The sequence below is a fragment of the Lacticaseibacillus mingshuiensis genome (assembly GCF_016861785.1).
Classification (GTDB): domain Bacteria; phylum Bacillota; class Bacilli; order Lactobacillales; family Lactobacillaceae; genus Lacticaseibacillus; species Lacticaseibacillus mingshuiensis.
Genome location: NZ_BOLS01000001.1, coordinates 143,396 through 165,733 on the forward strand (window position 1 = coordinate 143,396; position 22,338 = coordinate 165,733).

A 22,338-nucleotide genomic window follows, 5' to 3' on the forward strand; every position below is an offset into this window, starting at 1 on the left:
ATTCGCATCCCCGGAGTACGCGGCTCGTGGTACTTTTCCCCGAATACCCTTCAAACTGGTGGGATGCCATCACATCATTTGACGCCACGCCCCGAACTTGAGGACAAATGACGAGGCGGTTTGCGAGTCACGTTTCTGCCAATACGTGACGACAAGAATCGATGTGCACCCCCCGCGATATTTGGTGTCAAGCTCATGATATTCAAGACGAGACATTGGCAAAAGTGGATAGTCGGGTATGCTGCATCGTTGTATTTTTTCCAGCATGATCATCGCCAGCCTGCCAAATATCTGCTTTGGCTCATAAATCGTAAAGGAAATTTAGGCCATATACATTCAAATCGGGTCGAATTCATGGTATGGTTATTAAAGCTAATTTTGTGCGAAAAGTGGGTGGGGTTTTTATGAAGATCGCAGTCGTCACTGATAGCACCGCGTATCTATCGCCGGCGCAGGTGAAAGACAACAACATCAAGATCGTCCCGATTCCTGTTATTTTGGACGGCAGTGTTTATGACGAAGGCAAGGATATCACCACCGCGGAATATTATGAGAAGCTCCGTTCGGCCAAGACTTTTCCGAGCACGTCTCAGCCGCCGTTGGGTGAGGTGCTGAAGCTGTATCAGGACCTCGCCAATGAAGGCTACGATACGATCATCAGCATTCATCTTGCCAGCACCATTTCCGGTTTTGTGCAGACGCTGCAGGGCGCGGTCGGCGAAGTCGAAGGCGCGCGCGTGATCGTGTATGACAGTCAGATCACGGTTATTTTGATGGGCGAGTTGGTCTTGACGGCCGCCCGGTTGGCGCGTGAAGGCGTCGATCCAGATGAGATCGTGCGTCAGCTGGATGCCTTGCGCGCGACGATGAACGAATATTTCATCGTCAATGACTTGCAGAACCTGGTCCGGGGCGGGCGCTTGTCGAATGCCGCAGGGTTCATCGGCGGGATGCTGAAGATCAAGCCGCTGCTCACATTTGACGACGACTCTCACAAGATCGTGGCGTTTGAGAAAATTCGCTCGCTGAAAAAGGCCTATGCGCGGGTCGAAGACTTGTTTGCGGAGACTCTTTCGCAGGTCGATTATCCGATCAAGGCGTGGGTCATCCATGCCAATGACCCAGAGGAAGCGGCTAATTGGCGCGATGAGCTGGCGGCGAAGTTCCCGGAAGTCAGCTTCGAGATCTCCTATTTCGGTCCTGTGATCGGCACCCATCTTGGGGAAAAAGCGATTGCGCTGGCCTGGATTCGGGATCTGCAGAAGTAAGCAGGGCCTTGCCTCCAATCTGTGAGCGTCATGCCCAAATCAGTGCGCGTCATACCCAAATCAGTCCGCATTATAATAGAAGAAACTCGTTCGGTGGCGGCTGCGATTCCATGTGAATCGCGGCCGCCGCTTTTTTCGTCGCATGCGTGAACTAATGACTGGAAAGTGGCAGGCGGCAGCCGTGAGAAGCTGGCTGTTGCCGTTAACTGGGACTGTTTTTTCCAGTGCTTTTACTGGAAGCGTTTGTTATCATGGAATAAGATGTCATTTCTGAGGAGGCAGAAAATGTTCTTACAAGCAAGCAAGGCAACGGGGCGCATTCTTTCCAGCCGCAGTGTTTATTCCGGCCATATTTTTCAGATCTTTCAGCAGACAATCGACACGCCGGATGGGCTGCGGGTGGAGCGGGACTTGATCAAGCATGCACCGGCTGTGGCGATGCTGGCGCTGACGGCGGATGATCGGGTGCTGATCAATCGCGAATACCGCGTCGCGATCAATGCGGAGGCGTTTGCGCTGCCGGCGGGGCTGATGGATCCTGGGGAGGACCCGGAGACGGCCGCCAAGCGTGAGTTGCATGAGGAGACTGGGTTTGCGCCGCTTGATGTCCAGGAGATGTGCGCGGTGCGGTCGAGTGAGGGCATGACGGACGAGGTCGTGCATCTGATGCTTTGCCATGTGGATCCAGATCAAGGCGGCCAGCAGGATTTTGATCAGGACGAATTTGTGACGAGTCAGTTCGTGCCGCTTGCCGAGGTGATCGATGCGGTGAAGTCCGGGTTGATTGCCTCCGCCCAATCCGTTTCCGCGCTTTCATATTATTTGGCGTTTATTCGCAAATCCAAGTAAAATAGAAGCATCTTGTTATTCGAAGGAGTCTCCGCATGGAAAATATTCGCCTGATTGCCAGTGATATGGATCATACGCTTCTCACCGAGGCGGGCCAGTTGCCACCACATTTTGGCCGCACGCTTGACGCGCTTGAAGCGGCCGGTATTCAGTTTGCCGCCGCCAGTGGCCGTCCGCTATACACGCTTCAGGATGTGTTCGGCGAGCGCAGCGACCAGCTCGCCTTGATCTGTGACAACGGCGGTGTGGTCAGCTACCGCGGGACGATCATTCATAAGCAATTGATGGCGGCCCATGATTATCAGCGCATCGCTCGGTTCGTTCAGGAGCACACGGATGGGCTGCCGCTGATCTGCGGCATCGAGCACGCGGTGGGTGCGCGCAAAGATCAGGCATTTGATGCGGTGTACCGTGAATTTTACCATCAATTGATTTTTGTCGATGATCTGCCGGCCTGGTCGGGTGAGGCGGATAAGGTGACAATTTATCTGCCACACAACAACGCGCAGCAGGTCTTTGATGAGGCGATCGCCCCTGAATTTGGGGCCGATTTCACTTGCGCCGTGGCTGGGCCGGTGTGGATCGATATCACGCCCAAGCATATCAACAAGGCGAAGGGCATGTCGCTGGTCGGCCGCAAGATGGGCATTTCAAGCGAGCAGATGATGGCGTTCGGTGATAATTTCAACGATAAAGAAATGTTGGCATATGTCGCCCATAGTTATTTGGTCGCTAATCATAATCCCAGCATGGCCGGTGCGGCGAAATATCAGGCGCCAAGCAACGAGGAATATGGCGTTCAGCAGGTGATCGCCAAGGTCCTGGCGACGCGCAATCATTAGGAAATTGGTAAAGTTGTCACTAGTGCGAACACATGTCAGCAGCGGTGAGCCCCGGCCTGCCGCTGTTTTTGTAGTGAGTTTGTAAGGTGAACAACCTTGCAATGTTCGGTTTTGCAAGATACACTGGTTGTAAGAAAACATTGGGGCTGATCGAATGCAAGAACCGAAATGGCGGACCAGCATCCGCGACGCGAGGGACTATCTCAAGGCGCACCGGTTGAAGCGGCGGGTGCGGTACAGTTTATGGGTGATCTTGGCGGCCGTTCTCGTGGCCGGTGGGTTTGTGGTGGCCAAAACAATGGTGTCCGCGCAACCACAGTCAAGTACCCCGGCCGCAGCCGAAAAATCATCCAGTTCATCCAAAGCCGTTGCGGCAAAGGCAAAACAGGCAGCCGCAGCCAGCAGCGCGGCAGCGGCCAAGGCCAGCAGTGCCAAAGCCAGCAGCATCGCCGCCAGCAAGAAAGCCGCCGCGCCAAAGATCGACTGGCAAAAGCCATCCGAGGCGAAGGCCTATCCGGATCTGAACAAAGTCGGCACGATCGTTTTGGATGTCAGTCTCGCCAAACAGCGCGTCTACGTGAAGTCGGGCAATCGGGTGCTTTACACCATGTATGCCTCCACGGGAATGGATGACAGCACCCCGCATGGCGATTTCACCATCTCGTCGCGTGGCAAATCGTTTTACAATCCAAACGAAAAAATGGGCGCGAATTATTGGACGAATTTCTTGGATAATCTTTATCTCTTCCACAGCGTCCCGACAGATGAAAATCAGGAATATATTCTCAGCGAGACCAGGGATCTGGGCATCAAGCCGAGCTCGCATGGTTGCGTTCGGCTGAGCGTCCCGGATGCCAAATGGATCAATGAGCACGTCCCGGATGGCACCAAGGTCCATATCGCCTAACCAACGATCAACAGATGTTCAGTGATAAACAGTTGTTCATTTTCCCGCGTGCTTCGGTGCGCGGTTTTTTTTCTGTTGGCCAAAATGAACAACTGAAAAGAATTGAACATCTGTCTATTGTCGGCCAAAATGGTAGCGTTTACTTTTTTGGGGGGTATACTGGACTTGTACAAGATCAACAATGACTGGGGAAAATCACCATGAAGAGGTATGGGAAATGGCTTTTGGCACTGGCGGCGGCGCTGGTGCTCGGTATTGTGATCGGCTTTGCGGGTGGGCGCGCGATCAATTTTACAGGCCCAAAGCAAGCAGCCTCTGCGTATCAGGTCGTGGTCGGACCCACGACGAAGAAAACAGTGACCTACTCAGAGGGGTCGTCGAGTTATTCGTTCCCGAATCCTAAGGGCAAGCTTGTTCAGATCGTGTATCACAAGGATGCCTATCAGCTGGTGACGCTGGACGATGCGAAGTAATGCGGCGCGCGGCTATGAGGAGGCTAGAATGACACACAGATCAAACCATCTCGTTCTTTTCACCGTCTTGGCCCTGCTGATCGGATTGATTCTTGGCGTTGCTGGCGGCCATTATCTGATTCCGGCGACCACCAAGCAGGATAGCGGTGACTATCAGGTCGTCGTGCCACCGACCCGAGACGCGACCCTGAAATATTCGGATGATACTGGCAAGTATTCCTTCAAGAACCCGGGCGGCAATTTATCGATCATTGTCAAAAATGGGGACACGTATGGGCTGTATGTGCTACAGAGTCCGGCAGATAAGTAAATTTCAGATACGACGCTTTTCGTTCACAGAAAGGCGTCTTTTTTTATATTTTATGTCAGATATTCCGCGCAGCATGCGTATTATTAGGTGTAAGGATAAGAAAGTTGGTGAGGAATATGACTGATGATGAGGCGCTCGTCGCCAAATTGCGCGTACAAGATGACAGTGCGCTGGATGACTTGATCGACCAGTACGGAGACTTCATCCGAATGGTGATCTTGCATCACCTGACTTCGGATTATCAGCGCGGTTTTTCCCGTGATATCGAAAATCGGGTCTATTACCAAGTTTGGTCGAAGGGGGCCACGTTTGATTCAGCCAAGGGTAGCTTCAAGAATTGGTTGTCGGCGGTGATCAAACACTGCGCGATCGATTACCAGCGGGGGCTGGCAGGCACGCTGGCAACTATGGACCTGGATGAGGCCGTCGTGGAACAGGCGCCGCCCGATGATCCGATCGATTATGCCGGGCTATTTGCCCCGCTCAGTGACGTGGAGCGGCAGGTGTTCCAGTTGTATTTTCAAAATGATCGCACGCCCGAGGAGATCGCGCGCCAGCTTCACATGAGGCGCGGCGCTGTGTACCAGCATCTATCGCGGGGCAAGAAGAAAATTCGGGAGGGGACGCACGATGTCTACTTTAGCTAATCCATTCACACGCGTTATCGCTGACCTGAACGGGGTCCCGGCGCGGCCGCTTGCAGAGGCGTCGATGACGGAACTCGACCGAATCCGCAAACGCAAAGAGGCCAAGCTTTACATCACGATGCAACAGGTCATGGCCCAGGTAACGGACTTGCTGGCGCCGGGCGAGCAGCTCATCAACCTGATGGCCATGACCGACGAGCAAAATAGCGGTATGGCCACGGATGGCATCATGGGTATGTACGCGCCAAAGTCGCAGCGCGCCAAGGCTTACATCAAGGAGCAGGCTAGCCTGCGCGGCAACCGCCTGATGGCTTTCACCGATCGGCGCATCATTTTCTTTATCGTCATCGAATTTTTGGATGACCCGACCGCTTATTTTTCGTACAAGTATTCCGATATCAAGGCCATCGCGCTGCGCGAAAAACATCTCAATGTGCCCAGCGACGGCACCCGGGGATTTATCCACCGGAAGACGGTCTCGTGGTATTTTCTGGATTTTCAAACGGCGGATGGACATATTTTCTCCGAGAGTTTGACTGAAGCCAATGGGGCGTTGTTCAAGCAAAATCTCCTGACGATTCCCGGCATGGCGGACATCGAGGTCTCGCGGCGCATCACTCGCCGCAATAAATTCGACTTTGTGATGTCAAACGTCAGCCTCGGCTGGAAATTGTTGCTGGGCTTGCTGGCAGTGGTCTTTCTGCCGGTGCTTTATGAATTGGTGAAATTGTTGATCCATGCGCTGATCGGCTGAGTGCGGGGCTTCGGTAGCGGTGTCGTGCTGGCTGGAGTCAGAACCGCGCTTCGTTTGTGACACTGGCCTCCCCAGTGCAAAATAGTGGCAGGGCGTCTCAGCTGCAGTCGGCTGAAACGCCTTTTTGATTAAAATTGCGTAACGGTGGGAATTTGCCCATCGCCGCCCGGTGCGGGACTTGTTATACTGTAGCCAAAGCGGCGGGATGCGCGCCAAACACGAGGAGGAAACATACATGAAAAAGGGGATCGCGGCAGGGGTGCTGCTGGTCACGCTGGGCTTATTGGGTGCGTGCAGTCAGCAGCAGCCCGCCAGTGACACAAGCAGCAAGGCCAGCAGTTCAAAAGTCAGTTCCATTAAGAAAAAAACGGCCGCTTCCAGCGAAACGGCAGATTCTTCGTCCGAGTCTTCGACGGCGGCTTCCCAGCTGAAACCGGGACAATTTTCCTATCACCTGGCGAACACCGCGCAAGCCAGCGATGGCCCGCAGTTCAAGACGCTGGCGGTGCAGCAGGACGGCGCGGTCGTGACCAGTCTCAAGCCGGCTGGGGCGGCGCTGGACCTGGCACTTCAACTCGAGCTCACGCAGGCGATGTTCAGTGAGGGCCACCAAAAGCTGGCGGTGACGATCACCGGGGTGGACGCCAAGGGTCAGGCAATCGCCGATGCCACACTGGCGTCAAACACGCTGAGCATCGAGGATGAGGATCGCGGCGACTACAAGCTTCAGCTGCCGGTCAAACTGCAGACAGAGGCGCTCGCCAAAGCCGGGGTGAGCGGCCTTTCGATCGACCTCACGCTGCTGGTCGAATCGATGAAGGATGGCAAGGACCTCAAGCATCCGTTGGCCGTGATCAAGGTGCCACTGACGGCGGAGAATTAGCGACGGGCATCAATACAACCCAACAAACGTAGGTGAGATCGCGATCTTGCTTGCGTTTTTTTGTCGACAAATATCAGCTATTTAGTTTTACAAACTAGTCAGGCGGTGTTAGACTATGGGTAGTTAGTAAAGCTAACTAGGGAGGGCTGAGATGAAACAGACGCAACTATTAAAGGGGGTGCTCGATGGCTGCGTGCTCGCGATCTTGGCGCGACATGAAAGCTATGGCTATGAGCTGATGCAGGCGCTACACGAGTACGGCTTTACCTCGATCGTCGGCGGCACGCTCTACCCACTTTTGGCGAAGCTGGAAAAACAGGGTGATGTGACCAGCACGATCAAGCCGTCCCCAGATGGGCCTGATCGCAACTATCTCACATTGACGGCGCACGGCCGGGAAAGTCTCGCCGAGTTCCAGGCGCAATGGCACCAGATTCAGTCGCAAGTCTCACACGTGATGGGGGAGAAAAAGGATGACGCATAATGCGCAGTGGTACCGCGACGCGATGAACGAATTGGAGAAGCAACTCACTGATGCTGACCGCAGCTGGTTCAGTGAGTTGCGCGAATATACGACGCTGGGGGCGTTCATGCGCGATGAGACGACTGTGACCCGCCAGCAGCACGGCATGATGCTGGATCTGGTGGCGGCGGAGCGCGATGGCGGCGATGCTGAGCGCTTTTTTGGAAAAGAGCCCAAGGAAATGGCCGACGACTTACTCAAGCAACTGCCACCTGCAAGCTGGCGCGACAAAGGGCAACTGCTGGGGTTGATCGTCGGCATCAGCTGGCTGGTCATGCTGATCAGCGGGGGCATGACGAACGGGGCTATGTCGATCAATGTTCTGACCTATTTAGCGGTGCCGGTGCTCAACGCGGTGATGATCTTCGGGGTCCTTACGCTGATGCGCGCGCAGATCTATCCAGTGGTCCGCCTGATCAAGTCCCGTATTGCCGGCTTTTTCGTCATCTGGGCGGTGATGTTCCTGTATGTCGGCGCCAACCTCGCCACGGTGCGCCTGATGCCAGCCGTCCTCGTCATTGCCATTCCATTTGGCTGGGACATTGCCTTGGTGGGGGTTGCGACAATTTTTGCCTGCGCGCTGATTTTGCGCTTGCACGATCGCCTGTTCACGCCAATGGCCTTCATGGCGCTTGTAATCGGGGTGATCACCATCTTGCGCCTGCTGTGGCAGCAGCTGCATTTCGTCTCAAAACAGGGCTTCACGGCAGTCGTCCTCGGTGTTTTGGCCGTAGCGCTGGTGATTTTCACCATTTGGTCGCGGCAAGCCGCAAAACACGTCAAAAAATAAGCGCGATCAAACGATACTCGCGCATGGAGGACTCCGCAAAAATGACATTAGAAGACAGTTGGCGCGCGGAAAGTCGGCACGCCATGCACGGTTGGGATTTCAGCCATCTGAACGGCCGCTGGCAAACAGAGCCGCTGCCTTGGCAATACGAGGCACTGGTTCGGCGCCACATGCGGCCTGCTGACCAGTGGCTTGATATCGACACGGGCGGAGGCGAGCTGATGCAAAGCTTTCGCCATGATTCGGCGCTTACCAGCGTGACTGAGGGTTGGGCGCCAAATATTGACCTGCTTCGCCAAACGATCGTGCCCACAGGCGTCACATTGTACGCTGATCCGGATGAGACGCTGACAAACGTCCCAACTGAGGCCTTTGATCTGGTCACAGACAGTCACGGCGCGCTGCCGATGACGAACATCGCGCGCGTGATGCGAGCTGGGGCGCTGTTTGTCACGCAGCAAGTCGGCGGCGACAATAATTACGGCCTGTCGCGATTTTTCGACGAGGAATATGTGCCGACGTATCCGAAAAATACGTTGCTGCAGGTGGCCGCAGAATTCCAGGCAGCCGGCTTGCAGATTCTTGAAGCCAACAGCGCGATGGCCAAAATGACGTTTGCGGATGTCGGCGCCATCGTGTATTACGCAACGATGATTCCTTGGGAGTTTCCGCAGTTTGATATTGAACGTGCCATGCCGAAGTTACATCAGTTGCAAGACTTGCTTGAAGCCGGCATGCCGCTTCAGACATTTGAATCCAGATTTATGATCATCGCAACGAAACCAGTTTAAGGGTCAAACAGGTAGCTGGGGGAGCCGTGAAAAATCGGTGGCGCTTGCCGCCTTTTTCTTAGTTCACATAATATATATTATGCGAAGAATTGCAAAAGACGAAACAGGGCGGGCCTGTTTCTCCATTGACCGCAAAAACCGCGGTCCGCGCATCCGCTGGTTCGCGCCGCAAAGTCTGATTCGCCTCGTTCATTGTTGGCTGAGTCCGGCCAGCGTTTTCGACAGCTCACAAAATATTTGGGCGGCACGTCCAGTTCTGTTCTGATGAAGATCTTCGCAGCACGTGCATGCGTGCTTCGCCAAATTGAATCGCACCTAGATGTCTTGGTAAAATTTGGCACAGCAAGCAGATCTTGTTGTGCCGAATTTTTTGCGTTCAATCAGATCTTTGGCTATTTCGTTCAGTCTGTCAGATCGCTCTGGTTTGCGCGCAATGACCAACTATCCATTAAATCAAACGAACGCGACGTCTGAGCGCGAATCTCAGGATGCTGAATTCTGGATGCTTGCCTCGCATGCGCGCTTCGCATCGACAGCTGCAATTGCTGCCAATTTGAGCCTCCAGTCGCGCCCTGATTGACGATCATCTGTCGATCAACAAACAGCCGCCAGCTTCAGTATTTCGGAGCAGATATGTGACCCGGAATCGAGACGCGATTTAGCCAAAGAAATCACGGCAATACATGGGTCCAAACTTGCTGATGGTCTGGCGGGCGTTTTAACTCGGTGAAAACTTGCGGCTGCTGAAGCCTCAGTTCAAATCAGATCAGACGCCAAAGACTGAACGTATTTTCGGGACAAAAATTGCTCTGAACCCGCCTCTCAAATCTTCCCATTATAGATTGCGCACAACTTTGAACCGGATACAAAGATTTCCCAACCAGATTCAACTTGATGCTAACCATGATTAAGTGTCCCAAATCAAATAACTGCTAGCGCGAGCCAGACGTGGTGGCCCCAATCTCTATTCGCTGAAGGTGCTCAGCGTCCGCGCCAGTCAGCACCCACCGCCCAAACCAACAACAGCCAGCGCCCGCGTTCACGGAAAAAGGCGATGTCCCCCTACCCCGCCTCCCTATTTTCAGAAAATAAAAAGCACTGGCTTCAGCTGCACAGCTCCGATCAGTCGGAACCGCGAAACCAAACCCAGTGCTTGATCTTGATATTAGCCTTCGTACACAGCCTGAAGTGGCGGTACGACTTGCTTCTTGCGGGAAACGACGCCAGGCAATGCCAGACGGCCGTTTTCGTCAAACTTGCCATTGAAGGCCTTTTCCAGCTCTTCCTTGCCCGAGCCAACCACAAAGCCAGTCGAATCGGAATCGAGGATGTTGGTGGCGATCAGCAGGAAGCTGTCGTAGCCGTTCTTGCTGAGCTCGTCCGTCATGGTCTGCTCGATCGCAGCCTGGCGAGCGTAGACTTCATTGAGGTCCACGACATTGACCTGGCCGATGCGAATCGTTTTGCCGCCCATGGTGAAGGACTTGGCATCGCCTTCCACGATGGTCAGATCCGACTTCGCGGCGAGATTGGTGCCTGCCTTGAGCATTGCCAACCCGTATTCCTCAAGGTCGATGCCGGCAATTTTCGCCAGTTCAGGCAGCACGCGGCGCTCCAGATCGGTGGTGGTCGGGCTCTTCAACAGCAACGTGTCGGAGATGATCCCGCTGGCCATCAAGCCTGCCAATTGGGCTGGAATGGTGAACTCATTTTCTTCGAACAGCTCGAAGATGATGGAGTTGGTGCTGCCAACTGGTTCGCCGCGATAGTACAGCGGATAGGTCGTGTGGAAGTTGGCAATGCGGTGATGATCGACCACGGCGCGAATGCGGACGTCTTCGATATCAGACACGGACTGCGGGAACTCGTTGTGATCCACCAGCATCACGTCGTTCGGCGCGGCCTTTTCGATCACACGTGGGGCTTGCGCCTTAAAATAGTTCAGCGCGAATTTGGTCTCATCGTTCGGTTCGCCAAGCGCGACCGCCTCAACGTCGGTGTTGCCCAGTTGGCGCTGATATTCCGCAAAACTGAGCGCGGATGTCAGGGCGTCGGTATCCGGATTTTGATGACCAAAGATCAAAGTTGTCATGTCTTATTTTCCCCCTATAAAAAGGCCCGCCATCAACACGGCGGACCCGTTTTGGTTACTCGTTAAGTTTAACACGGTTTTCGGCTACTCGCGACAAGTAATCTTCCTCTTCCAGATAGGCGTCAAACGCTTCCAGGAATTGGGCGACGCGCGGAATCTGATCCTTGCCCTTGCGATAAACGAAGGCGAGCTCGAACTGAATCGCCGGCTCAAACGCAACTGCATACGCGTGGATCTGTTCCTGATGGGCCTGGTAAAAACTGTTTGGCAACGCCGAATTAACGCCGGTGCGATTGAGGAACTGCGTCAGCTGGAACGGTGTGGTGAACTCGGCAACCGAATGCGGCGCATCCACCAGCTGATTCTTGTAGGCTTCCTTCAAAATGTGGCTGAGGAAGTAGCTCGACGGATAGGTCACCCACGGACTGGCGATCGTGTCGCGGAAATGCACGCGCTTGCGAGTCGCGAGCTTGTCGCTGTGATGCAAAAACAGCAGCTGTTCGTCGATGATCTTGCGCGATTCATACGGCTTCCAGTTCTTGATCGTGTCATCCGGCAGGTACATGATCGCCAGGTCGATCTCGTTGTTTTCAAGATGCTCCCAGATCTCATGGCGCGTCATGTTGAAAAACGTCACCTTGACCTCGGGATTATGTAGATAATATTCGGAAATAAAATGCGTGAAGGCCGAGTCTTCAACCGACGCCAGCAACCCGATCTTGATCACACCGGTATTGGCGTTGGTGGTCTGCTGAATCTCATCCGTCGCATCGTTCAGCACATCATAGATCTGATGCGTCGCACTGAGCATCGTGCGCCCCGCATCGGACAGATGCAGCTTTTTGCCGACCGAGTAAAACAGCGGTGCGCCAACGGTCCGCTCGAGCTTCTTGATCTGCTGCGTCAACGCCGGCTGGGTAATGCCGAGGAGCTGAGCCGCCTGCGTGTAATTCATCGTCTCCGCTAACTGGAGAAAATATGTCAGCGTTTTGGACGAAAAAATACTTTCCTGTTTATTTTTCATGGGAGCCGAGCTCCTCCTTTTTTTCGTAATTCTCTCTTCTAATAATAAGTTATGGCGAAAAAAGAAGCAACCAGAAAATGGCTGCTTCTTATCATCAAGCTAAGCTTAAAATGTCGCTTACGGACGCGGCCGCCATGTCTTCCAATCGTTGTAATCGGAGGTGTGAAGCAGGTTCTCCGCGTTTTTCACACGGGCTGCTGTCGGTGGTTCGATGCCCTCAAGTGGGTACGTGATTCCAAGTTCATGGTATTTCTTGACGCCGAGTGTGTGGTACGGCAAAACCTCGACTTTTTGAACATTATTTAGCGTTTTAATATACTCGCCGAGTTCAGCCAAATAATGATCGTCATCGGTCCGCTGAGGCACCAGCACGTGGCGGATCCACATGTCGCAATTATTCGCGGACATATACTGGATCATGTCGAGAATATTCTCATTACCAAACCCGGTCAGCTTTTTATGTTCAGCGGAATTGATGTGCTTGATGTCGACCAGGGAGACGTCCGTGACCTTCATCAACTGCTCGAACTTCGAGAACCATGGCTCGTCGCGCGTGAACGGTTGACCCGACGTATCCAAGCACGTGGAAATGCCGCGTCCCTTGGCCTTCGTAAACAGATCCAGCAAGAAGTCCAGCTGCACCAAAGACTCACCGCCGCTGCACGTCATGCCGCCTTGCTCGCCCCAAAATGCCTTGTAGCGAATGGCATCATCGAGGATCTGATCGGCGGTCATTTCATCGCCCACCCCGATGTTCCAAGTGTCAGGGTTGTGGCAATACTGACAGCGCATCCGGCATCCCTGCAGGAAAACGACAAAGCGGATACCAGGGCCATCAACGGAACCGAAGCTTTCGACAGAATGCACGTAGCCTTTGATCGGTCCATCATCGATGGCACCCACCGCGTCCAACACATTGAGAGGTGATTCGGTACTGTCGTATAGTTTCATCTTGTTGTTCCTCCTATCAAAACGCTTTCTGCCCAAAATCGATGATACGCTTTGCGCGCAGGCGCGCCAAGGGGTGATCACCCACTTTGGGCAAAAAGGGAGCCTAAGCTCCCTTTTCGCGTGATGCTTGTTTGAGGTCAGAGTGCGTTGTTGAGCTCGCGCCCAGCTTCGCATCCTCATAGTTGAGCTACGCCGCGCAGACTGGGTGTCGCTAGCTACGGCTCGTACTCGGGGCGAAGACCGCCCCAAGCACGAACCTAGGCTACCGAACCCAGCCTGAACGCGCGGCTCCGCATCCTACATTTCTTCGAAGAATGTCCGGCTGATTACGTCGTCCTGTTGTTCCTTGGTCAGGTCTGCGAAGTAGACGCAGTAGCCTGATACGCGGACCGTCAGGGTTGGGTATTCTTCTGGGTGCTTCTGAGCATCGATCAGGGTCTCCTTGTTGAAGACGTTGATGTTCAGGTGCATGCCGTTGTTTTCCATATAGCCGTCGATCATGTTAACGAGGGTGTCCTTGCGGGTCTCATCGTCGTGGCCGAGGGTGTTTGGCGTGACGCCGAACGTGTTGGAAATACCATCCGTTGCGTAGTGATATGGAATCTTCGCAGTGGACATCAGGGATGCAAGCGCACCGTTCTTTTCAGCACCGTAAGCTGGGTTTGCACCAGGTGAGAACGGATCGCCCTTTTGACGGCCGTTCGGGGTGGTACCAGTGTTCTTCCCATAAACAACGTTAGAAGTAATGGTCAAAACAGAGGTGGACAGCTTTGCGTTGTGATAAAGGTGATGGGTGTTCATCATTTCGTAGAAGTGCTTGACCAGCCACTTGGCAATGTCGTCTGCACGATCATCGTTGTTGCCATAGCGTGGGTAGTCGTTGTCTTCTGCCTTGAAGTCGACCGCAACACCCTTTTCATCGCGAATTGGGTGAACCTTGCCGTACTTGATCGCGGAGATCGAGTCAACGGCATGGGAGAACCCAGAAATACCAGTCGCGAAGGTGTAATCGAGGCGGGTGTTCTTAAGGGCAAGCTGAGCGGATTCGTAGTAGTACTTGTCATGCATGTACTGAATCGCGTTCAAAGCGTTGACATAAACATCGGCCAACCATGCGAGTTGAACATCGAACTTCTTCATGAATTCGTTGTAGTCGATCACATCGGAGTCGATCGGTTCTGTCTCAGGACCAACCTGCTTTTCAGCGATTTCATCAACACCACCGTTGATCGCGTAAAGAATGGCCTTCGCCAAGTTTGCGCGGGCGCCGAAGAACTGAACGCCGTCTTGAATTGGCTGAGCGGAAACACAGCATGCGATGCCATAGTAATCCGTGCCCCATTCGGTCCGCATCAAGGAGTCGTTTTCGTACTGGATGGTGGAAGACTTGATGGATACTTCCGTTGCATAGCGCTTGAAGCCTTTTGGCAGCAGGTCGTCCCAGAGCAAGGTGATGTTTGGCTCAGGCGCAGCGCCCATGTTGTCGAGGGTCTTCAGGAAGCGGAAGGCAGTCTTTGTGATGTGATGACGGCCATCATAGCCAACACCGCCCAAGGACAGGGTCGCCCAGATCGGATCGCCAGAGAACAGGTCGTTGTACTCTTCCGTCCGGATGAAGCGAACCATACGGAGCTTCATCACGAGATGGTCGATCAATTCCTGAGCTTGGCTTTCGTTGATCAGGCCGCGCTTCATGTCGCGCTGAATGAAGGCATCGATCGTGGTATCGATACGGCCAACAGACATCGCAGCACCGTTTTGGGTCTTAACAGCGGCCAGATAGCCGAAGTAGATCCACTGAACAGCTTCCTGCGCGTTGGTCGCAGGCTTGGAGATGTCGTAGCCGTAGCTTGCGGCCATCTTCTTGATGTCGTTCAACGCACGATACTGATCAGAAACTTGTTCGCGAAGACGAATCACATCGTCGGTCATTTCGCCGTCGCCGATGTGGGCAAAATCGTTTGCCTTAGAAGCCATCAAAGCATCGATCCCATAGATGGCAATCCGTGGGAAGTCCGCAACGATACGGCCACGGGCATAAGCATCTGGCAAGCCCGTAACGATCTTGTAGTGACGCGCTGCACGCATATCTGGGGTGTAAACATCAAAGACACCCTGGTTATGGGTCTTGTGATAAGCGGTGAAGATCTTGTGCATTTCTGGATCTGGCTTGAACCCGTAAGACTCAAGGGCATCTTCAGCCATGCGGATCCCGCCAAATGGCATGAACGCACGCTTGAATGGCTTGTCGGTCTGGATCCCAACGATCTTTTCAAGATCCTTGTTCAAATAGCCAGGGCCGTGGCTGGTGATCGTTGCCACAACGTTTGTGTCAGCATCGAGGACCCCACCATTTTCGCGTTCCTGCTTCTTCAGGTTGAGGACCTGGTTGTTCAGGATGGTCGTGGCTTCAGTCGGGCCAGCGAGAAATGTCTCGTCGCCGTCGTATTGGGTCAGGTTCTGCTGGATAAAGTCGCGGACATTGATCTCGTCCTGCCAAGCGCCACCGTTAAAACCTTCCCAGTAGTTTTTAGCATCAGTTTTGTCTAACTGCTTCATCTGGATAGCCTCCTAAAAAGTGTATTTCCTTATCACAGATTTTACAGTCTTAGTATAACACATCACATAAGCCGTGCAAGCCTTTTCTTTCCTACTTTTTGGGGATAAGCCGCGCCAAATAAAGGGCTTTAGACGACAACCTCGCTAGACATTTCACAAACTTATTTCCACGAAACCGTTTGCACGAATCGCGCCGTTATGCGGTTTTGCCACAGAGGTATGATACAGTTTCACAGGTACAGTTATCATACAGTTTCTTCACAAAGACACGCAAAAACGCACCCCGATTCGACTCGAGATGCGCCTGCAAGATTAGAAAAATTTTAGATTCTTTTTGCCAGATCAGCCCTCATCCGGTGTTGCCAGGATCTGAATCGGCGCCACTTTGATCGGCGTCCCCTGCGTATCCGTGTCGATCACAAACGACCCATTGGAATAGCGGTCGCCATCCGGATAGTTGTTTGGATCCACGATGAGTTTTTGGTCCTTATCCGTCAGCACATCCAGCTGGGTATTTGCGTCGACCTTCAGCATGGCCACGATTCGATGCGGACTATTTTTCAGCTCATGAAGGACCATCAGGCCGCGGCGGGCGCGGGTCAGGACGCCTCCCATTTCCTTGAGCTTCATCTTCTTGAACGCCCCGCGTTGGGTCAAAATGCCCACCTCGGTCTGTTCCGGATCATCGGCCAAAATGAAGCTGACGACATAGGCCCCGTCCTTCAACGACATGGACTTCACGCCGGCTGCCCGTGCGCCCACGACCGACACCTCACTGAGGGCAAAAAGGTCCGCATAAGCATGGTCCGTGACGATGAACACGGATTTCTCCGCGCCCGGCGTCACCATGTAGGCATTGGTCACGATCGCGTCTTTGGACTTCAGGTGCATCCCCACCATCGCGCGACTGCGGTACGTGCGGCCCGGCTGCAGCTCGCTCAGCGCGGTCTGCTTGATGTAGCCATCTGACGAGCCAAGGACAAAGTTGACTTGGGCATCCAGCGCATCGAGGCCGAACACCGCGATGACTTCCTCGTTTTGGTCGATGCCAACGGTCTGGGACAAATGCTCCCCGGCATCCTTCCAGCGGGCGTCTGCGATCTCATGCACCGGCCGGTAGATCACGTTGCCGGCTGAGGTGAAAATATACAGATGCTGGAGCGTGCCCATTTCCTGAACGTACAGCGGAAAATCGTTCTCCTTCAGGCCGTTATCATTTGCGTCGACCGCCTGGAACGAGCGCAGACTCGAGCGCTTCATGTAGCCATCGCGAGAGACCATCACCATCACGCGTTCATCGGCCACGGTGACCGTGGTGTCGACTTCAAGCGCCTGAATCTGCGCCTCGATCGTCGACAGCCGGTCCGTGCCGTACGTTTTGGCGATCGCCGCAAGTTCCGTTTCGATGACCTGGTCGCGAACCTTGTCGTTGGTCAAGATCGCGTTGTAATGCGCGATGTCCTTGGCCAGTTGGGCGGCCTCCGCCTCAAGCGCCGTGATGTCGGTGTTGGTCAAGCGATACAGCTGCAGGGACACGATGGCTTCCGCCTGTTCCACGGAAAATTGATACGCCTTGACCAAATTGGCCTTGGCATCCGCTTTATCCTTGCTGGCCCGAATCGTCTTGATGACTTGATCGAGAATCGAGATCATCTTGATCAGGCCTTCAACGATGTGTTGGCGCGCCTGAGCCTTTTTCAGGTCAAACTGCGTGCGCCGGGTGATGACCTCGCGCCGGTGCTTGAGATAGGCCTCCAGCATCGGCCGCAAGCCCAGCTGTTTTGGCTTTTGATCCGCAATGGCGACCATGTTGAAACTGTACGTGATCTGCAGATCCGTGTTTTTGAACAAGTAGGTCAAAATGCCATCCGCGTTGGCCTCTTTTTTCAGCTCGATGACGACGGACAGGCCAAAGCGGTCGGATTCATCCCGCACCTCGGCGATACCGTCAACTTTTTTCGCCAGACGCAACTCGTCGATCTTCTTGACCAACATGGCCTTGTTCACTTCATACGGGAGCTCCGTGACGACGATCTGCTGCTTGCCGCCGCGCATGTCCTCGATCTTCGTGCGCGCCCGAACCACGATCTTGCCGCGACCGGTCTGATAGGCGTCGCGAATCCCGCTCAGCCCTTGAATGATGCCGCCGGTGGGAAAATCGGGACCTTGCACGAACTGCATCAGCTGCTCGAGCGTCGCGTCGTCGTGCTTCATCAAAAACAGCAGGGCGTTGATCACCTCGCGCAGGTTATGCGGCGGAATGTCCGTCGCGTACCCCGCCGAGATGCCTGTCGCGCCGTTCACCAATAAATTGGGAAAAGCGGCCGGCAACACCGTCGGCTCCTGGGTGGTGTCATCGAAGTTGAGCACCATATCGACCGTGTCCTTGTCGATGTCCTTGAGCAATTCGCCCGAGATCTTCGACAGGCGCGCCTCGGTGTACCGCATCGCAGCAGGCGGATCGCCATCCATGGAGCCATTGTTCCCGTGCATCTCGATCAGCGGCGCCCGCAGCTTCCAGTCCTGTGACAGGCGCACCATCGCTTCATAGATCGAGCTATCGCCATGCGGGTGAAAATTACCCATGACATTCCCGACAGATTTCGCGGATTTGCGAAACCCCTTGTCGTAAGTGTTGCCATCCAGGTCCATCGCGTACAAGATTCGGCGCTGAACGGGCTTCAAGCCGTCCCGCACATCGGGCAGCGCGCGCTCTTGAATGATGTATTTGGAATAGCGCCCGAAGCGCTCGCCCATGACATCCTCAAGCGTCATTTCCTGAATCTGATTAGCCATTTGCGATCACCCCTTTTTCTTCAGTTGCTTCTTGATCTCTTGGGCGCCAAATTGCATGTCAGAATGATCCGTCGTCGTGGTCTCAAGAATGCTGCCGTCTTCGTCCATGTCAAAATCGACGTTCCGCTCGATCCACTCACGCCGCGGCTCGACCCGATCGCCCATCAACGTGGTGACCCGGCGCTCCGCCAGCTGTCCATCTTCGACCCGCACGCGAATCAGCGTCCGCGTCTCCGGATTCATCGTGGTCTCCCACAACTGATCGGCGTTCATTTCGCCCAGTCCCTTGAACCGCGTCAGCGTATAGCCCTTGCCGATCTTTTGAATCTCTTTTTCAAGCTCCTCGTCGGTCCAGGCATACGCGACCTTCACATTGCCGGCTTTGCCCTTTTGCAGCCGGTACAGCGGCGGCAGGGCAATGTAGACCCGGCCCGCATCCATCAACGGCCGCATGTACCGGTAGAAAAATGTCAGCAGTAAGATCTGAATATGCGCGCCATCGGTATCCGCATCGGTCATGATGATCACTTTGTCGTAGTTCGCCTGCTTGAGGTCAAAATCCGTACCGACCCCGGCGCCGATCGTGTAGATCATCGTGTTGATCTCTTCGTTTTTGATCACATCGGAGAGCTTGGCCTTTTGCGTGTTCAGGACTTTCCCGCGCAATGGCAAAATGGCTTGGAATTTCCGATCGCGGCCCTGCTTCGCCGACCCGCCCGCGGAATCCCCTTCGACCAGGTACAGCTCGTTCTTCTTGGCGTCCTTAGACTGCGCCGGCGTCAATTTGCCGGACAGCAATCCTTGATCCTTTTTCTTGCGCTTGCCACTGCGACTGTCATCGCGGGCCTTGCGCGCGGCTTCCCGGGCTTCACGGGCATGGATCGCCTTGCGCACCAGCTCCTGGGCCGCGTCGCCGCCTTCCATCAACCAGTAGCTCAGTTTTTCATAGATCACCGCATCGACCACGGTGCGCGCTTGCGGGGTGCCGAGCTTGGCCTTGGTCTGGCCTTCGAATTCGAGGATCTCCTCGGGAATGCGGACTGACAGCACCGCCGCCAGCCCTTCACGGACATCCCCGCCTTCAAGGTTCTTATCCTTGTCCTTCAAGAGATTGACTTTCCGGGCAAAGTCGTTGAACGCCCTGGTCAAGCCGGCGCGCATCCCCGCCTCATGTGAGCCACCGTCGCCGGTGCGGACATTGTTGACGAAGCTGATCGTATTTTCCGAATAGCCGTCGTTGTATTGGCCCGCGAAATCGACGATAATGCCGTCCTTTTCGCCTTCGAAGTTGAAAACAGGACTGACGGTATCACGATCTTCATTTAAATATTTGACGAAGCTGACCAAGCCATCCGGATAATGATATTCCTCCGCCTGGCCGCTGCGCTCATCCGTCAGCGTGATCTTGATGTTTTTCAGCAAGAAGGCCGACTCGCGCAGCCGCTCCGCCAGCGTATCAAATGAATACGTCGTCGTGGAAAAAATGGTGGGATCTGGCTTGAACGTGATGGTCGTGCCGTTGGGTTCGTTGACCTTGCCCAGCTTCTGCAGCCCGCCATCCGGGTGGCCGCCATTGATGAAGGTCTCCTCGAACGCCTTTTTATCCCGGACCACACGCACCGTCAGACGCTCCGACAGCGCATTGACGACAGAGGACCCGACCCCATGCAGGCCGCCCGACGTTTTATAAGAATTCTGATCGAATTTCCCGCCGGCGTGCAGCACTGTTAAGATCACCTCGATCGTCGGCTTGCCGGATGGATGCATCCCCGTTGGCATGCCGCGGCCGTGGTCCTTGACCGTGATCGAATTGTCCTTGTGGATCGTGACCGCGATCACATCCCCAAAGCCGGCCAGCGCCTCATCGACACTGTTATCGACAATTTCATAGACTAAGTGATGGAGCCCGCGGCCATCGGTGGAGCCGATATACATCCCCGGGCGTTTGCGCACCGCCTCCAGCCCATGAAGGACCTGGATCGACGCGTCGTTATATTGTTCTGTTCCGTTAGCCATGCACATACTCCTTCGTATTTCACTAAGTTTAACCTTACACCACGACCCGCATTTTTTGAAACGAATTTTACGACCCGCGCCACCATAATGGGAACAATGGTACAATATCCATATTGCGAAAGGAGTGGGCGCTGTTGCTTTTAGCCCTGAGTGTCATCCTATCTTATCTCATCGGCTCGATTCCAAGCGGTGTGTGGATCGGCCAATTACTCTATCGAAAAGACATCCGTACCGCCGGCTCCCATAACATCGGGACCACCAATGCGTATCGCGTCCTCGGCCCGCTGGGGGGAACCATCGTGCTTGTGATGGACATCCTCAAAGGCACACTGGGCGCAAGCCTCCCTGTGATCTTCGGCTACCAGCAGCATTACCTGATCTTGCTGGTGGGCCTGGCTGCCGTGTGCGGCCACACCTTCTCGATCTTCATCCATTTCAAAGGCGGCAAGGCGGTCGCCACCAGCGCCGGCATCCTGCTGGCCTACAACCCGCCGTTTTTCGTGATCGCCTTCGCCATTTTCCTCTCGCTGGTCGCCCTGACATCCATGGTCAGCGTCGCCAGCACCCTGGGCATGACGATCATCACGCTCCTGTCTTTGGTCTATCACGACTGGCTCCTGACCACCGTCGCCGCCTGCCTGTGGGTGGTCTTCATGGTGCGCCACCGCGAGAACTTCAAGCGCATCCGCGAAGGCGACGAGAACATGGTGCCATTTGGCCTGGGCCTGTACCTGCGCAAGCGGAAACAGTCCAAGAACAAGAAGGACTAGGGCCTGCCTCCTGTTTGTGGAAAATAGGCCGCAGCCGGTTGCCGCCGGCGCGTGCCGTTTCAGCCTGCGGATCAAACTTGCCCCGTACACTAAATACGCAAAATAAACGACCGACTGCTTCGAAAGAAGTGGCCGGTCGTTTTGTTTGGCGTGGTGCAGGCGGCAGCGCGCAGCCTTCGCCGTTTCGCGTTAGAAAATGGTGATCTGGTAGCCGTGATCGAAGACTTCGCCAGGTGCGAGCTTGTTGATACCGAGTTTTTCGGTCAGCTCGCCGCTTGCGTCGGTCGTATCGGCGATGCCCCACCAAGGCTCGATGCAGACATAATCGCCTTGCGCTGGGTACGCGCTCCAGACACCCAGGAACGGCGCGTCCTCGGTGGTCAAGGAAACGCCATGACTCGTCTTATCGGATCTCAACGAGAATTTTGTTTTCCCATTCAGCGCGAAGATCAGCGCATCATTTTTAAACGTCTCATGCGAGATCATCTGGTTCACATCCGTCGCCGCCAGCGTCCGGTGCGCATAATCGATGCCCGCCGCGCTCAGCGGAATCGTGACATGTGACTTGCTCGGGGTGAAGCCCATGTAATAATCCGTGTACGCCGTGTCCTCAGTCGCCGGAATGCGGAAGCCTGGATGCCCGCCGACGGAAAAATACAGTGGCGCATCGGCCGCCGGATTCGTGACATGATACCGCACAGAAATATTATTATTTTCCAGGGTATAGGTCAGCGTCAACGTGAACGCAAACGGGTAATTCGTCCGCGTCGCCTCGCTGTCCTGCAAGGTGAACACCGCATGCTTGTCATCCGCTTCCGTGACCGTGAAATCATGGTCGCGGGCAAAGCCGTGCTGCCCCATTTTGTAGGTCTGGCCGTCGTATGTGTACTCGCCATTTTTCAGCGCGCCAACGATCGGGAAAAGGACCGGGGCGTGGCGACCCCAAACGGCTGGGTCCGCTTGCCACAGTGTCTCGCGGCCGGTGTGGTTGTCGATGACTGAGGTGAGTTCGGCGCCATGTGCGTTGATCGTCACTGTCAGGAATTCGTTTTTGATCGTGATCATGAGTTTGTTTCTTCCTTTACAAAAAGCC

At 54.5% G+C, this 22,338-nt stretch carries 21 protein-coding genes; 14 read left to right on the forward strand and 7 right to left on the reverse strand.

Going from position 1 to position 22,338, the window contains the following annotated elements; genetic code table 11:
- The first annotated feature begins 404 nt into the window (after nt 1–404).
- The 13 genes from fakB to JUE67_RS00750 all read left to right on the forward strand — a co-directional run bounded on the left by fakB (nt 405) and on the right by JUE67_RS00750 (nt 9,617).
- A complete protein-coding gene (fakB, locus tag JUE67_RS00690; protein WP_203625769.1) occupies nt 405–1,268 on the forward strand; it encodes a DegV family protein in 864 nt (287 codons plus the stop codon).
- Between the two features lie 285 nt (nt 1,269–1,553).
- A complete protein-coding gene (locus JUE67_RS00695) occupies nt 1,554–2,117 on the forward strand; it encodes an NUDIX hydrolase (RefSeq protein ID WP_203625771.1) in 564 nt (187 codons plus the stop codon).
- Between the two features lie 35 nt (nt 2,118–2,152).
- Nucleotides 2,153–2,959 carry an HAD family hydrolase gene (locus JUE67_RS00700; RefSeq protein WP_203625773.1) on the forward strand — a complete coding sequence of 269 codons (807 nt, stop codon included), beginning with the start codon at nt 2,153–2,155 and terminating at the stop codon, nt 2,957–2,959.
- 154 nt (nt 2,960–3,113) lie between these two features.
- Nucleotides 3,114–3,866 (forward strand): L,D-transpeptidase, encoded by a 753-nt coding sequence (locus tag JUE67_RS00705; protein ID WP_203625775.1) that lies wholly within the window; start codon nt 3,114–3,116, stop codon nt 3,864–3,866.
- A 200-nt stretch (nt 3,867–4,066) separates the two neighbouring features.
- Nucleotides 4,067–4,339: a hypothetical protein gene (locus JUE67_RS00710; protein WP_203625777.1), complete on the forward strand. Its 273-nt coding sequence runs from the start codon at nt 4,067–4,069 to the stop codon at nt 4,337–4,339.
- Nucleotides 4,340–4,367: 28 nt separating this feature from the next.
- Nucleotides 4,368–4,649, forward strand: a complete 282-nt coding sequence (locus JUE67_RS00715) for a hypothetical protein (protein ID WP_203625779.1) — start codon at nt 4,368–4,370, stop codon at nt 4,647–4,649.
- Nucleotides 4,650–4,765: 116 nt separating this feature from the next.
- The gene (locus tag JUE67_RS00720; RefSeq protein ID WP_203625781.1) at nt 4,766–5,296 is read left to right on the forward strand and encodes a sigma-70 family RNA polymerase sigma factor; all 531 of its coding nucleotides are present in this window, start codon (nt 4,766–4,768) and stop codon (nt 5,294–5,296) included.
- Nucleotides 5,280–6,050: a hypothetical protein gene (locus JUE67_RS00725; RefSeq protein ID WP_203625782.1), complete on the forward strand. Its 771-nt coding sequence runs from the start codon at nt 5,280–5,282 to the stop codon at nt 6,048–6,050. Before JUE67_RS00720 ends, JUE67_RS00725 begins: the two co-directional genes overlap by 17 nt.
- Before the next feature lie 235 nt (nt 6,051–6,285).
- The gene (locus JUE67_RS00730) at nt 6,286–6,933 is read left to right on the forward strand and encodes a hypothetical protein (protein ID WP_203625784.1); all 648 of its coding nucleotides are present in this window, start codon (nt 6,286–6,288) and stop codon (nt 6,931–6,933) included.
- Nucleotides 6,934–7,084: 151 nt separating this feature from the next.
- A complete protein-coding gene (locus JUE67_RS00735; protein WP_203625786.1) occupies nt 7,085–7,417 on the forward strand; it encodes a PadR family transcriptional regulator in 333 nt (110 codons plus the stop codon).
- Complete coding sequence (locus JUE67_RS00740; RefSeq protein ID WP_203625788.1) at nt 7,407–8,246, forward strand: hypothetical protein; 840 nt, start codon at nt 7,407–7,409, stop codon at nt 8,244–8,246. Before JUE67_RS00735 ends, JUE67_RS00740 begins: the two co-directional genes overlap by 11 nt.
- Nucleotides 8,247–8,287: 41 nt before the next feature.
- Nucleotides 8,288–9,037, forward strand: coding sequence for an SAM-dependent methyltransferase (locus JUE67_RS00745; RefSeq protein ID WP_203625790.1), 750 nt, complete (start codon nt 8,288–8,290; stop codon nt 9,035–9,037).
- A 433-nt stretch (nt 9,038–9,470) separates the two neighbouring features.
- Nucleotides 9,471–9,617: a hypothetical protein gene (locus JUE67_RS00750; protein ID WP_203636921.1), complete on the forward strand. Its 147-nt coding sequence runs from the start codon at nt 9,471–9,473 to the stop codon at nt 9,615–9,617.
- 585 nt (nt 9,618–10,202) lie between these two features.
- On the opposite strand, the gene JUE67_RS00755 is transcribed toward JUE67_RS00750, so the two are convergent.
- The 6 genes from JUE67_RS00755 to parE all read right to left on the reverse strand — a co-directional run bounded on the left by JUE67_RS00755 (nt 10,203) and on the right by parE (nt 20,475).
- Entirely contained in the window at nt 10,203–11,129 is a 927-nt protein-coding gene (locus JUE67_RS00755; RefSeq protein ID WP_203636922.1) for a manganese-dependent inorganic pyrophosphatase, read from the reverse strand.
- A 55-nt stretch (nt 11,130–11,184) separates the two neighbouring features.
- Entirely contained in the window at nt 11,185–12,153 is a 969-nt protein-coding gene (locus JUE67_RS00760) for a LysR family transcriptional regulator (RefSeq protein ID WP_203636923.1), read from the reverse strand.
- Between the two features lie 117 nt (nt 12,154–12,270).
- Nucleotides 12,271–13,104 carry a pyruvate formate-lyase-activating protein gene (pflA, locus tag JUE67_RS00765; RefSeq protein WP_203625794.1) on the reverse strand — a complete coding sequence of 278 codons (834 nt, stop codon included), beginning with the start codon at nt 13,102–13,104 and terminating at the stop codon, nt 12,271–12,273.
- Between the two features lie 297 nt (nt 13,105–13,401).
- On the reverse strand, nt 13,402–15,663 hold the full coding sequence (pflB, locus tag JUE67_RS00770; RefSeq protein ID WP_125696503.1) for a formate C-acetyltransferase: 2,262 nt from the start codon (nt 15,661–15,663) through the stop codon (nt 13,402–13,404).
- A gap of 342 nt (nt 15,664–16,005) precedes the next feature.
- Nucleotides 16,006–18,459, reverse strand: coding sequence for a DNA topoisomerase IV subunit A (gene parC, locus JUE67_RS00775; protein WP_203625796.1), 2,454 nt, complete (start codon nt 18,457–18,459; stop codon nt 16,006–16,008).
- Nucleotides 18,460–18,465: 6 nt separating this feature from the next.
- Nucleotides 18,466–20,475, reverse strand: coding sequence for a DNA topoisomerase IV subunit B (gene parE / locus JUE67_RS00780; RefSeq protein ID WP_203625798.1), 2,010 nt, complete (start codon nt 20,473–20,475; stop codon nt 18,466–18,468).
- Nucleotides 20,476–20,609: 134 nt separating this feature from the next.
- Here parE and plsY point away from each other — a divergent pair, with 134 nt between their 5' ends.
- The gene (plsY, locus tag JUE67_RS00785; RefSeq protein ID WP_203625800.1) at nt 20,610–21,245 is read left to right on the forward strand and encodes a glycerol-3-phosphate 1-O-acyltransferase PlsY; all 636 of its coding nucleotides are present in this window, start codon (nt 20,610–20,612) and stop codon (nt 21,243–21,245) included.
- A 189-nt stretch (nt 21,246–21,434) separates the two neighbouring features.
- Here the strand turns inward: plsY and JUE67_RS00790 are convergent, their stop codons facing one another.
- Nucleotides 21,435–22,310: an aldose 1-epimerase family protein gene (locus JUE67_RS00790; protein WP_203625802.1), complete on the reverse strand. Its 876-nt coding sequence runs from the start codon at nt 22,308–22,310 to the stop codon at nt 21,435–21,437.
- Between the last annotated feature and the right edge of the window lie 28 nt (nt 22,311–22,338).